8 protein-coding genes are annotated in these 13,679 nt (G+C 70.4%); all 8 read left to right on the top strand.

Features of this window, described 5'->3' with window-relative positions; all coding sequences use genetic code 11:
* Nucleotides 1-99 precede the first annotated feature (99 nt).
* The 8 genes from ACFRKB_RS05530 (at nucleotide 100) to ACFRKB_RS05495 (ending at nucleotide 13,678) form a co-directional block, all read left to right on the top strand.
* Nucleotides 100-6,354 carry a type I polyketide synthase gene (locus tag ACFRKB_RS05530; protein WP_383103528.1) on the top strand — a complete coding sequence of 2,085 codons (6,255 nt, stop codon included), beginning with the start codon at nucleotides 100-102 and terminating at the stop codon, nucleotides 6,352-6,354.
* Between the two features lie 448 nt (nucleotides 6,355-6,802).
* Nucleotides 6,803-8,083: an ATP-binding protein gene (locus ACFRKB_RS05525; protein WP_383103526.1), complete on the top strand. Its 1,281-nt coding sequence runs from the start codon at nucleotides 6,803-6,805 to the stop codon at nucleotides 8,081-8,083.
* Complete coding sequence (locus ACFRKB_RS05520) at nucleotides 8,080-8,499, top strand: roadblock/LC7 domain-containing protein (RefSeq protein WP_383103524.1); 420 nt, start codon at nucleotides 8,080-8,082, stop codon at nucleotides 8,497-8,499. Before ACFRKB_RS05525 ends, ACFRKB_RS05520 begins: the two co-directional genes overlap by 4 nt.
* Entirely contained in the window at nucleotides 8,496-8,876 is a 381-nt protein-coding gene (locus ACFRKB_RS05515) for a DUF742 domain-containing protein (protein ID WP_383103523.1), read from the top strand. Before ACFRKB_RS05520 ends, ACFRKB_RS05515 begins: the two co-directional genes overlap by 4 nt.
* Nucleotides 8,848-9,468 (top strand): GTP-binding protein, encoded by a 621-nt coding sequence (locus ACFRKB_RS05510; protein WP_383103522.1) that lies wholly within the window; start codon nucleotides 8,848-8,850, stop codon nucleotides 9,466-9,468. Before ACFRKB_RS05515 ends, ACFRKB_RS05510 begins: the two co-directional genes overlap by 29 nt.
* Nucleotides 9,465-10,772 (top strand): cytochrome P450 family protein, encoded by a 1,308-nt coding sequence (locus ACFRKB_RS05505; protein ID WP_383103521.1) that lies wholly within the window; start codon nucleotides 9,465-9,467, stop codon nucleotides 10,770-10,772. The genes ACFRKB_RS05510 and ACFRKB_RS05505 overlap by 4 nt, the downstream gene beginning before the upstream one ends.
* 150 nt (nucleotides 10,773-10,922) lie before the next feature.
* A complete protein-coding gene (locus ACFRKB_RS05500) occupies nucleotides 10,923-12,005 on the top strand; it encodes a polyprenyl synthetase family protein (RefSeq protein WP_383103519.1) in 1,083 nt (360 codons plus the stop codon).
* A 44-nt stretch (nucleotides 12,006-12,049) separates the two neighbouring features.
* Entirely contained in the window at nucleotides 12,050-13,678 is a 1,629-nt protein-coding gene (locus ACFRKB_RS05495; RefSeq protein WP_383103517.1) for a prenyltransferase/squalene oxidase repeat-containing protein, read from the top strand.
* Nucleotide 13,679 lies beyond the last annotated feature (1 nt).

Below are 13,679 nucleotides of genomic sequence, written 5' to 3'. Positions count from 1 at the left end.
TCCGCGGCCACGCCGGCCGCCGAGCACCGGTCATGACGGCCGTACCAGCGCAACGTGCTCAGACGTGCTCATCGCCATGGGAAGAGAGGTTCGCTGAGGATGCCGGACGAAAAGAAACTCCTCGATTACCTGAAGTGGGTCACCGCGGATCTGCACCAGACCCGCCAACGTCTTCAGGAGGTCGAGTCCGGCATGCAGGAGCCGGTGGCGATCGTCGCGATGGCGTGCCGGTATCCCGGCGGAGTGCGCTCCCCCGAGGATCTGTGGGAGCTGGTCTCCTCCGGCGGCGACGCGATCTCCGGGTTCCCCACCGACCGCGGCTGGGACCTCGACGCACTCGCCGGCGACGGTCCCGGGCGCAGCGCGACGCAGCAGGGCGGATTCCTTTACGACGCGGCCGAGTTCGACCCCGGCGTCTTCGGGATCTCGCCGCGCGAGGCCGTCGCCATGGATCCGCAGCAGCGGCTGCTGCTGGAGACGGCGTGGGAGGCCATCGAACGTACCGGTACGGACCCCACCGAGCTGCGGGGCAGCAGGACGGGTGTCTTCGTCGGCACCAACTCCCAGGACTACGCCCATCTCGTACTGGCCTCGGACGACGACATGGCCGGGTACGCCGGCAACGGCCTGGCCGCGAGCGTCATGTCGGGCAGGCTCTCCTTCGCGCTCGGTCTGGAGGGCCCGGCGGTCACCCTCGACACCGCGTGCTCGTCGTCGCTGGTGACTCTCCATCTGGCCGCGCAGGCGGTACGGGCGGGAGAGTGCGCGATGGCGCTGGCCGGCGGTGTCACGGTGATGACGACGTCGTCGAGCTTCGCCGGGTTCAGCCTCCATGGCGGCCTCGCCCCCGACGGCCGGTGCAAGGCGTTCTCCGACGACGCCGACGGCACCAGCTGGTCGGAAGGCATCGGCATGCTCGTCGTGGAGCGTCTCTCGGACGCCCAGCGCAACGGCCATCCGGTGCTGGCCGTACTGCGGGGCAGTGCGGTCAACCAGGACGGCGCGTCCAACGGTCTGTCCGCGCCGAACGGCCCCTCGCAGCAGCGCGTCATCCGGCAGGCGCTGGCCGTCGCCGGTCTCTCCCCCGCTGACGTGGACGCGGTGGAGACCCATGGCACCGGCACGGGTCTGGGTGACCCGATCGAGGCGCAGGCGCTGCTGGCCGCGTACGGACAGGGGCGTGAACGGCCGCTGCTGATCGGCGCGGTCAAGTCCAACATCGGCCACACCCAGGCGGCGGCCGGCGCCGCGGGTGTGATCAAGACGGTGATGGCGCTCCGGCACGGTGTGCTGCCCGAGGTGCTGCATCTGGGTACGCCCTCCACCCGGGTGGACTGGACGGCCGGCTCCGTCGAGCCGCTCAAGGAGCGCACGGCGTGGCCGGAGACCGGCCGCCCGCGGCGCGCGGGCGTCTCGTCGTTCGGCATCAGCGGCACCAACGCACATGTGATCCTGGAGCAGCCCCCCGCCACGGAGCAGCCCTCCGCTCCGGAGCAGCCGCCCGTCCCGGAGCAGACCGCCGTCCGGGAGGACGCGACGGCGCTCGCCGGTACCGGGGCGCTGCCGTGGGTGGTCTCCGGCAAGAGCGAGGCCGCGGTACGCGACCAGGCGGCGAAGCTACGGGACTTCGTCTCCGCGCGGCCCGAACTGTCCCCCGCGGACGTGGGCCTTTCGCTGGCCACGACCCGCACCGGATTCGAGCACCGCGCCGTACTCGTCGCCTCGGACCGCAAGGAGTTCCTGGCCGGTCTGGACGCGCTCGCCGCCGGCGAGACCGCCCCCGGGCTGGTCCGGGGCAGGAGCCCGGTCGGCGGCGGCGGCAAGACCGTGCTGGTCTTCCCCGGGCAGGGGGCTCAGTGGGCCGGCATGGCCGTCGGCCTGCTGGACACCAGCGAGGTGTTCGCCGCGCGCGTACGCGCCTGCGGACAGGCCCTCGCGCCGTACACCGGCTGGGACGTGGAGGCGGTCCTCCGGCAGACCGGGGACGCTCCCGGCCTGGAGCGGGTGGACGTCGTCCAGCCCACGCTGTGGGCCGTCATGGTCGGCCTGGCCGAGGTGTGGCGTGCGGTGGGTGTGGTGCCCGACGCGGTGGTCGGCCACTCCCAGGGCGAGATCGCCGCCGCCTGCGTGGCCGGCGCGCTCAGCCTGGAGGAAGGCGCCAGGATCGTGGCGCTGCGCAGCCGCGCGATCCGCGGCCTGTCCGGTCATGGCGGCATGGCGTCCGTCGCCCTGCCGGCGGAGGAGGTCACCGGCAGGATCACGCCGTGGCAGGGCCGTATCCAGATCGCCGCCGTCAACGGCCCGTCCGCCACTGTCGTTTCCGGTGAGCCGGATGCGCTGGAGGAGCTGGTCGCCGCGTGCGAGGCCGACGGGGCCCGCGCACGCGTGATCCCGGTGGACTACGCCTCCCATTCCTCGCAGGTGGACGCGCTCCGCGACGAGTTGCTCGAAGCGCTGGCGGGCATCAGACCGAAGGGCCCGGAGACCGCCTACTACTCCTGCGTCACCGGTGGGCGGCTGGACACCACCGGACTCGACGCCGAGCACTGGTTCCGCAATCTGCGCGAGACCGTACGGTTCGAGGAGGCCACCCGGGCGCTACTGGCCGACGGATACGGGCAGTTCATCGAGGTCGGGCCGCACCCCGTGCTGCTCCCCGGCATCCAGGACACCATCGCCACCACCGACCGCGGGGCGCTCGCGATCGGTTCGCTGCGCAGGGACGACGGCGGCTGGGACCGCTTCCTCCAGTCCGCCGCCGAGGCGTACGTCAGGGGAACCGCCCTCGACTGGCAGCGGCTGTTCCCCGGCGCACGGCGGGTGGAGATACCGACGTACGCCTTCCAGCGCGAGCGGTTCTGGCCGTCGATATCGGCGCGTCCCGTGGACGCCTCCGGTCTGGGCCTGGTCTCGGCCGAACACCCGCTGCTGGGCGCGGCGGTGATGGTGGCGGGCTCCGACGAGGTGCTGCTGACCGGCCGGCTGTCGGTACGGTCGCATCCCTGGCTGGCCGGCCATGTGCTGAACGGGCTGGTCATCTTCCCCGGCACCGGCTTCGTGGAACTGGCCGTCCGCGCCGCGACCCAGGTCGGCTGCGACCGCGTCGAGGAACTGATTCTCACCGCCCCGTTGGTCCTTCCCCACGACGACGCGGCCGAGGTCCAGATCTCCATCGGCGGCGCGGACGGCAACGGACACCGCGAGCTGCGCTGCCACGCCCGCCCCTCCGGTGTCCCGGACGCCGCGTGGACGCTGCACGCCTCCGGTCGGATCAGCCGCGAGGAGTACGTGGTCGATTTCGACGCGTCCGTCTGGCCGCCCGAGGGCGCGACAGCCGTCGACGCCGCGGCGGTGGAGGGGTTGTACGACCGGTTCTCCCGCAAGGGACTGCGGTACGGTCCGGCATTCCGCGGACTGCGCGCGGCCTGGCGCCGGGGCGAGGAGATCTACGTCGAGGTCGCACTCCCCCACGACGCCGGTGACGCGGACGGCTACGGAGTGCACCCGGCGCTGTTCGACTCCGTCCTGCACAGCACGGTGTTCGCCGGGCCCGAGGACGCCTCACGGGGCCTGCTCCCCTTCGCCTGGACCGGGGTCTCCCTGCATGCCTCGGACGCCTCCGCCCTGCGGGTCAGGCTGACCCCCAGTGGCCAGGATTCGTTCCAGCTGGCGGCCGTCGACATGCGGGGCGAGCCGGTGTTCTCCGTCGAGTCGCTGGCCCTGCGGCCGGCGCTGCCGGAGGCGGCCGACGCCCCACGCCGTGAGGAGCCGGCCTCGCTCTTCGGCGTCGACTGGGTCTCCGTTCCCACGGAGCGGCCCGTGTCCGGTACCCGCTGGGCGGTCGTCGGCGCCGATGAGCTGGATCTGGGTTACGCGATGCACCGTGCGGACGAGACGGTCGTCGCGTATGCGGAGTCACTGGCCGGGACGGTCGGCGAGAGCGGTGCCGTGCCGGATGTGTTCCTGGTGCCGGTGGTGGGTGATCTGGAGCTGGGGCAGGCGGCGGCGGTGCGTGCTCTCACCCGGTGGGTGCTGGGCCTTCTGCGGGAGTGGCTGGACGAGCCGCGGCTGTCGGGTTCGCGGATGGTCTTCGTCACGCGCGGTGCGGTCGCCGCGGAGGGTGAGGAGGTCCGGGATCTGGCCGCGGCCGCGGTCTGGGGGCTCGTACGGTCGGCGCAGACGGAGAATCCGGGCAGTTTCCTGCTCGTGGACATGGACGACACGTTCCTGTCGGCCGGAGTGCTGCCCGGTCTGCTCGCCCTGGACGAGCAGCAGACGCTGGTGCGCGACAACACCGTCCGTGCCGGGCGCCTCGCCCGTCTGCCGGAGAGCGGGACGACCTCCCCGCCCGCGGGCGCCGCGCCCGTCTGGGACCGTGAGGGCACGGTACTGATCACCGGCGGTACCGGCGGCCTCGGCGGCGAACTGGCCCGCCATCTCGTCACCGAACACGGCGTACGGCATCTGCTCCTGGCAGGCCGCCGGGGCCCGGACGCACCGGGCGCGACGGAGCTGCGGGACGAACTGACGGCCCAGGGCGCCGAGGTGACCGTCGCCGCCTGTGACGTCGCGGACCGTACGGCGCTGGACGCGCTGCTGGCGGCCGTACCCGCCGCGCGTCCGCTGACCGCCGTGGTGCACACCGCCGGTGTGCTGGACGACGCCTTGCTCGGTTCGCTCACGGCCGAGCGACTGGACCGGGTTCTGAGGCCGAAGGCCGACGCCGCCTGGAATCTCCATGAAGCGACCCGTGCGCTGGATCTGGCCGCGTTCGTCCTCTACTCGTCGGTCTCCGGTGTCGTGGGCAGCCCCGGTCAGGCCAACTACGCGGCCGGGAACGCCTTCCTGGACGCCCTGGCCGCGCACCGCAGGTCCCTCGGACTGCCCGCGACCTCCCTGGCCTGGGGACCCTGGGCCCAGGGCAGCGGGATGACCAGCACACTGGCCCAGTCCGACATGGACAGGATGTCCCGCTCCGGGATGCCGCCGATCTCCACGGCCGCCGGTCTCACGCTCTTCGACTCGGCGGTGGCGCGCGCCGAGGCGCTTGTCATCCCGGTCCGCCTCGACATCGCGGGCCTCCAGGCCCAGCAGTCACTGCCCGCGCTGTGGCGGGACCTCGTCCCCCGGGCGCGCCGCTCCGCCGCCGCGGCGAACCGGTCACCCGTCACCCTGCTCGGCCGGCTGCGCGGACTCGGACCGGCCGAACAGCTCCACCTGCTGACCGAGCTGGTGACGGGGTACGCGGCCGGTCTGCTGGGCCATCGTGACCCCGGCGCCATCGACCCGGAGCGGCGCTTCCTGGAGCTGGGCTTCGACTCCCTGGTCTCCGTCGGACTCCGTAACCAGCTCGCCGAGGCGCTCGGCCTGCGACTGCCCACCTCGGTCGTCTTCGACAACGAGACGCCCCTCAAGCTCGCCGGCTGGCTGCACCAGGAACTCGCCTCGCAGCGGACCGGGCAGCAGGTGACCCGCTCCGCGAGCGGTGGCGGTCCCGCCACGGTCACGCGGCCGTCGCAGGACGCGAGCGAGACGCTGGAGGGCCTCTTCTACAGCGCGGTACGGAACGGGAAACTCGTCGAGGGCATGCGCCTGCTCAAGGCCGTGGCGAACACCCGGCCGACGTTCGAAACCCCCGCCGATCTGGAGGAGTTGTCGACGCCCGTCGTCCTGGCGGACGGCCCGCGCAGCCCCAGGCTGATCTTCGTCAGCGCACCCGGCGCCACCGGCGGCGTACACCAGTACGCGCGTATCGCGGCCCACTTCCGCGGCAAGCGGCACCTCTCCGCACTCCCGCTGATGGGCTTCGCTCCCGGTGAACCGCTGCCCGCCACGAGCGAGGCCGCGGTCCGTATCGTCGCGGAGAGCGCACTGCACGCCAGCGACGGCGAACCGTTCGTCCTGGTGGGGCACTCGTCGGGCGGCTCACTCGCCTATCTGGCGGCGGGCGCGATGGAGGAGACCTGGGGGATCAAGCCCGAGGGCGTCATCCTGCTGGACAGCGCGAGCATCCACTACGGCCTGGGCGAGGGCAACGACCTCGACGCGACCACCCGGTTCTACCTGGCGGACATCGACTCCCCGTCCGTGATGCTGAACAGCGCCAGGATGTCCGCGATGGTGCACTGGTTCATGGCGCTGACGGAGTCCAAGACCCCGCCGCCCACGGCCCGCACCCTCCAAGTCCGGTGCACCCAGGACCTGGACGGCTTCATCCTCGACACCTCCTCCGTACCCGCGGACGATGTCCTGGACATCGAGGCGAACCATCTCTCACTCGCCAAGGAGCACTCCGCGCTGACGGCGGACACGATCGAGAAGTGGCTCGGAACGCTCCCGGCCGGCGGCTCGTAGACCCCGGCCGGTAGCTCGTGGACCGGCGCTTCACCGGGCGGTGTCCTCAGGGCACCGCCCGGTCGGCGTTTGGGGCGCGGCCCACGGCGTGAGGTGACATCACCCCAGCTCAGTGGTCCGTCCACCGCGCCCTCGAAGGTTGACGAAACCAGTCATGAGCATATGCAAACGGGCAGACAGCTCATTCTCCTCGTGGAATCGTCGCGGCCTCTCCACGCCGCAGGGGTAGATCAACTCCCGTAAGATGGACACACTTTGACGTGAAGAGCCGCTCGATGTATGCCGGTTCGACGACTTCATTGTCCCGCCATCAAACCCCTAGGACCCTTTTTCCGTGACATCTCTTTCAGATCCCGCCGTTGTGCTCGGCGCCGTGGCTGTCGTCACAGGCGCCGTCGCACTGCTGCTGGCGCGCTCGCGTCGCCAACACGCGCGACGGTGCAGGACATTGGACGCAGCCCGGAAGAGCGCCGAGGACCTCGCGCAATCCGCCGAGGCGCGCAGGCGCGGAGCCGAATCCCGCGCGAAGGACGTGGAGACCCGTGAGGCGCGGTTCCGTGATGAGGTGGATCATCTCGCCTCCGTCCGGCTTCCGGCCCTCGCGCTCAGTCTGATCAGCTCTCACCACCCCGTCCCCGGACTGCTCCACGAGGAAACGACACCGTCCAAGGACGCGGAACTTCTCGACTCCGTGCTCACCCGCGTCTCGGGGATCGTGCTGAAGGAGCGCCGCCGGGTGGACGCGGCCGCCCGCGCGGCGCTGCGCGGCGCGAGCCAGGACTCGCAGGCGTTGTCGTACCGGTTGCAGTCGGAACTCGAAGCCCTGCAACAGGAGTTCAGCGGGTCGCGGAGCGTGACGCACCGGGTGCTGGCCGCGGACCATCTCAACGAGCAGAATCTGCGCCTCATCCAGCGGACCGCCATCGTATGCGGCGCGTGGCCGGGGCACGTGCGCAAGGACACCTACGTGTCCGAGATCGTTTCCGGTGCCTCGTCCCGGCTGCGCGGCTTCGACCGGATCAAGATCAACTCGCGGCTCGCGACCAATGTCGGGCTCGTCGGGCGTGCGGCCGAGCCCGTCGCCGTGGTCTGTACGGAGCTCATGGCCAACGCGTTGGAGCACTCCCGTGACGACCTCGCCGTGGATGTCGGTCTGATCCGGACCGGCAACGGCAGCGTCTGCATCACGATCGATGACGCGGGCAAGGGCATGACCAGCGAAGCACTCGCCCGGGGTGTACGGCTGGTATCGGCCGAGACGCAGGAGGTCATGCTGACCGAGCTCGGCGACCCTCCCTCTCAGGGCTTTGTCGCGATCGGGCGCCTCGTCGCCGATCACGGCTTCCACGTCTCCATTGACAATCCGTCTCCCTTTGGCGGGGTGCGCGCTGTGGTGACCATTCCCCCGAACCTGCTGACCTCAATCGACGAGGAGGCCGAGCCGCCTTCGGTGATGGCTCCCCTGCCCGTCACAGCTCCGAGGGCGGACAGGCGGCCGGCCCCGGTCGCCGACACCGCGCCGGGCGACGCGCACTCGCGTACGGGCGCGCCGGGCACCGCGGAGAGCCTGCCGCAGCGCCGCCGCCGTGGAAGCGCGATATCCACCGGTGAACTCGCCGCTCCCACACCTCGTGCCCCTGACCCGGAGCGGTCTCTCGCCACCTGGAGTGATTTCCACGATGGCCTCAAAAGCGGCCGAGACGGTATTGATCTGGAGGAAACACAGTGACCCTGCCCGACGGTAAGAACGAGACCTGGTACCTGGCGCCCATCACCGAGATCCCGGGTGTCCACCATGCCCTGATCATGACGCTCGACGGGATGGTCCAGGCCAGGTCCGAGGGCCTGACGGTCGACGAGGCGGACGGCATAGCCGCGATGACCTCGGCCCTGCACTCCGCCTCTCGCGCCGCCGCCAACACAGCGCTGCGGGCCGCGCCGGACACCCCGATAGAGACCGTCGCCGTGACGATGCCCACGGGCACCTACATGGTGATGCCGGCCGGCGCCAACACCCTGATCGCGGCCGCGGGCGACGAGTCGATGCACATGGGGGTCGTCATCAACAAGATGGCCCGGCAGGCGAAGAAGCTCGGGGAGCAGTTCATGTCCGTCTCCGCGCGCACCAATGACGGCGCGTCATGAGTCGCGACAAGCACCAGCGGCGCCTGCTTCCGCCCTATCTGGCGACCGGGACCAGCGGTGCCTCGCTGCCCAGCACCCTCGACACGCTGACGGCTCTGCGTGCCAGTGGCATTCCGCTCGCCTCGTACCACACGGCGGTGCACCGTCGTGTCGTCGAGCTGGTGACCGGTGGTTCCCTCACCGCGGTCGAGATAGCCGGCTATCTCGCTCTGCCGGTCAGTGTCGCCCTGGTGCTCGCCGAGCAACTCGTCAGTGACGGCTTGTTAACCGCCAGCGTGCCCATCCCGGATGCGCTCGCCCCCTCGCGCGCCGGACGGCCGTCGAGGCAACTCATGGAAGAGGTTCTGAGTGGACTCCAATCCCTCCGTGTCGCCTAGCCCGCGTCCGGTGTACCTGCCTGAGGGAGACCACCAGAGAGTCAAGATCCTTGTCGCCGGACCTCTCGGCGTCGGCAAGACGACCGCGATCAAGACTCTGTCACAGATCCCCACGCTGCACACCGACGAAGTCATGACGGACGCGGCGGCAGGCACCGACGACGTCAGCCTGGTCGGCCTCCGGGACAAGAAGACCACCACGGTCGCCATCGACTTCGGACGTCTGACCCTCCCCGGTGACCGAGTTGTCCTGTACCTGTACGGAACTCCCGGCCAGCGCCGGTTCCTTCCCCTGTGGGAGGGCATCGCGTTCGGGGCTCTCGGCGCGCTCGTCCTTGTCGACACCCGGCGCCTGGACGAATCGTTCGAGGTGATGGATCTCATCGAGGAACGCGGTTTGCCGTATGCCGTGGCAGTCAATACCTTCCCTGACTCGCCCGACTACGACTTGGAGATCGTTCGTTCGAAACTCGACCTCGCCCCGGACACCCCACTGGTCACCTGTGATGCCCGCGAGTTGAACAGCAGTCTCAGCGCCCTCATCGAACTGACCGCCCATTCCATAGCCACCGCCGGAGTCGGAGCCTCGTGAGCAACACACCATCAGCCGCGACAGCTGTGTCCCTGCACGGGCCAGAGCACGCGGCCAACCCGCAGCGCAGCTATGAACTGCTGCGCCTGCAGGGGCCGGTCGGCCTCGCCGAGATCGACCCCGGTCTCGTTGTCCACCTGGTCACCGACTACCAGGCAGCACTCAAACTCCTGCAGGACACGGACACATGGTCCAAGGACACCCGCACCTGGCTGCCCCAGGTTCCGGAGAACAGCCCGATCAGACCCATGGTGGAGTGGCGGCCCAGTCTCTTCTTCGCCGACGGTGACGAGCACGCGCACCTGCGCAAGGTCATCACGGACAGCTTCGCTCTCCTCGACCCCAACGATGTCCGCGTTCTGACCTTCCGCTACGCCGACCGGCTCCTTCAGGATTTCGCCGATACCGGAACGGTCGACCTCGTCCGTCAGTACGCGCAGCAGCTGCCCTTGATGGTCTTCAACGCCCTGTTCGGGATGGGAGACGAGCACGGCCCCCAGCTTGTACGGGCTCTGGCGGCGATGGTGGACACCGACCCGGAGAAGAAGGCGGAAGGAGCGCAGTCGTTCGGCGCCTATCTGCAGACCCTCTATCAGACCAAGGCCGCGCAGCGCGGACATGATCTGACGTCCTGGTTCATCGACCACCCCAACGGGCTGAACCAGGAGGAGGCGATCAATCAGATCCTCATCACCCTCGGCGCGGGGAACGAGCCGACAGCCAGCCTCATCGCCAACACGTGCGTACGGATGCTGACCGACGACCGGTACTTCGGCACGCTCACCACCGGAAGCCTGCCCGTCCAGCACGCTATCGACGACGCGCTGTGGAACGACTCGCCGCTGGCCAACTACAGCTTCCACTTCCCCAAGGAGGACGTCACCTTCTACGGCACGCACATTCCCGCCGGCTCCCCGGTCATGGTGTCGTACGCCGCCGCCAACACCTGCCCGCACGCGGGGACGCCGGCCGACGGCTACCGCTCGGGCAGCAAGGCGCACCTGGCATTCGCCGCCGGCCCGCACGCCTGTCCGGCCCGTGACCTGGCTCTGCTGATCGCGACCGCCGCGATCGAGAGACTCACCAGCTACCTGCCGGACATCGAGATCGCCGTGGCCCCCGATGAGCTGATCTACCGCGACGGGCCCGTCCACCGGACGCTCACGTCGCTTCCCGCCCGGTTCACTCCGCTGACTCCCGACGCCAACGGCGCCACTCCCTGGAGCCGGAGTTCCTCCAGCCCTGAGACGGAGACGGGATCCTCCTTGACAGCAGGCGACCGCGAGTCGGTGACCTCTTCATAACCTGCTCTCGAACACGGCGTCGCGGTGGTGCCCTTGGCGAACTGATCCGCACTACCGCGACGCCGTGGGGAAAAACAGTGTCCCTGGCCCCGTCCTCTGCCCGAACGGAACCGTTAGGACGGTTCTCGACCGAAAGGGGATCAACCGCATATGACAGAGACACTTCCCGGCACCAGACTGCCGGGCTTCTCCTCCGTACGGCACGAGGTGAGTGCGGCTCTGACCGGATTCCTGGACGCCAAAGAACAGGCCGCGCCAGGAGCCGAGTTGAGCTACCTGACATCCACGTTGCGCAGGCTCCTCTCCGGCGGAAAACGTCTGCGCTCCATGTTGTGTGTCTGTGGATGGCAGGCCGCCGGAGCCGACGGCGAGATGACGGCCGCCATACGCGCCGCCGCCAGCCTTGAGCTCTTCCAGGTATTCGCCCTGATTCATGACGATGTGATGGACGACAGCGATGTCCGCCGCGGGCAACCGTCCGCCCACCGCGCGCTCGCCACCGCGTACACCGAGAGCGGTGGTCCCCTCGGCCGCGCCGAGGCACACGGAATGGGCGCGGCCGTCCTCCTCGGAGACCTGGCCCTGGTGTGGTCCGACGAGCTCCTCCACTCAACGGGCGTCGAACCGAGCCGGCTCGCCGAGGTACTGCCCCTGGTGGCCGACATGCGCAGCGAAGTCATGTACGGCCAGCTCCTGGACCTTCAGACCACCGGCCGGCTGACCGGCGACGCGGAAACGGCACTGCACGTCATCCGGTACAAGACCGCCAAATACACCGTCGAACGCCCCCTTCAGATCGGGGCGGCCCTGGCCGGAGCCGACCCGGCCGTGCTCGACGCCTGCAGCGCCTTCGGCATTCCGCTAGGAGAAGCGTTTCAGCTGCGCGACGACCTGCTCGGTGTGTTCGGCGACCCCGTCGCCACCGGCAAACCGATACTGGACGATCTGCGCGAGGGCAAGGCCACCGTACTGATGGCCCTCGCTGTCCAACGGGCCTCTCCCACAGAACGCAGAACCTTGCGCGGCCTCGTCGGCCGAAGCGACCTCAACGAGGACCAGGCCGCCCGGGTCCGCACCATCCTGGACTCCACCGGCGCCCGGCAGACCGTGGAAGAGATGATCGCCGCACGCCGGGACGCGGCCCTCACCGCCCTGGACGAGGCGCCCTTCCCGGAAGCGGCCACCGGCCAACTGCGCCGGATCGCCCTGGCCGCCACGGAGCGGCAGACATGACCGCCCGTACACCCGTCACCGGAACCGTGAGGTGGAACAAGCCCATGAGCGACACGGTCGTGAGCGCGACCTACTCCGATCAGGCCGCACGTCTGGTGGCGAGGATCGACCAGGACAGGTGGGGCAGCGTCCGCCCCTCCTTCTACGAGACCGCCCGTGTCATCTCGGCGGCCCCCTGGCTGCCGGGTGAGTCGCGCCGGATCGCGTATCTGCTCCAGGAGCAGGCGCCCGACGGCAGTTGGGGTGAGGGGCCCGCGCCGTACCGCCTGCTGCCGACGCTCAGCGGCGTGGAGGCCGCGCTGGCGGTCCTGCGGCGAGGCGCCACGTCCGCGGAGACCGCCCGGCGGCTCGCCACGGCGGTGGACCGGGGCCTCGCCGCGCTGCGCGCGCTGCCACCGGCAGGGCCATGGCCCGACACCGCCGCGGCCGAGATCCTCGTCCCCAGCCTGGTCGCGAAGATCCACGAGCGGACGGCCCTCATCGCCCGCGACGGGATACCGGACCTCGGCGGATGGCGTCCTGGACCCGGGCCCGCGCTCCCCCGCGGCTATGACCAGGCGGTGCCCGCGTACGTGGCGAAGCGGTACACCGCGGCGGGCAGCCTCCCCGTCAAGCTTCACCACACGTTCGAAGGTGTCGCCGGGTACATACCGCGGGCGCTCATACCCGACGGACAGGACCTGCTGGGCAGTTCACCGGCCGCCACCGCCGCTCGCGCCGCGGCGGCCTCGCCGGCGCCCTCGGCGGGAGCCGTCGCGGCCCTCGAACCTGTGGCACAGCGCTACGGGGGTCTGTTCCCCGAGGCGGCCCCGATCCTCGTCTTCGAGCGCCTGTGGGTCGCCGCCGCACTGGCTCGCGCCCACCTGCCTGCCGCCACCCTGCCCACCCTCCGCAAGTGGGCCGCCGACATCCACGATCCCCGGGGAGTACGTGGCGCACCCGGCCTCATGACGGACGCCGACGACACCGCCATGGCCGTGCTGGTGGGCTCACGCGTCGGCCTTCCGTACACCCCGGAGCCGCTCGACCAGTTCCACAACGGCAGCCACTACGACTGCTACATCGGCGAGGACACCGGATCGGTCACGGCGAACGCCCACGCCCTCCAAGCGCTCGGCAGCCACCTGCGCCGGCACCCCGAAGCACAGCACACCTACGGTCCCCGGACGGAGAAACTGCGCGACTGGCTCATCGGCCAACAGCGGCCCGAAGGACCGTGGCCCGACAAATGGCACGCCTCGCCGTACTACGCCACCCAGCGGTGCGTGGCCGCGCTCACGCAGTACGGCGGAGACCACGCGTCCTCGGCCGTGGAGACCGCCGCCGCCTGGACCCTCGACACCCAGCGGGACGACGGCTCCTGGGGGGTATGGGGCGGCACCGTCGAAGAAACCGCGTACGCCGCCCAGATCCTGCTGTCCACCGCCACCGCCACCGCCACCGCCACGCGTCAGCCGCGGCATGACCGCGCCCTGGACCACGCCCTGGACCGCGCCGAGACGTACCTGGACGCGGCGGCGGGCCCCGGCCACCACCCCGCCCTGTGGCACGACAAAACCCTGTACGCACCCCAGGCGATGATCGACGCGGAAGTACTCGCCGTACGGGAGATGCTGCGGACCCGCCCCGGCGTGGACGGGCGACGGACCACCCCCACAGACGCCGACAGGTAGG

Origin of the sequence: Streptomyces scopuliridis, from assembly GCF_042790125.1 — a bacterium.
In the GTDB taxonomy this organism is placed as follows: domain Bacteria; phylum Actinomycetota; class Actinomycetes; order Streptomycetales; family Streptomycetaceae; genus Streptomyces; species Streptomyces scopuliridis_A.
This window is presented reverse-complemented; position numbering and strand designations above follow the sequence as displayed.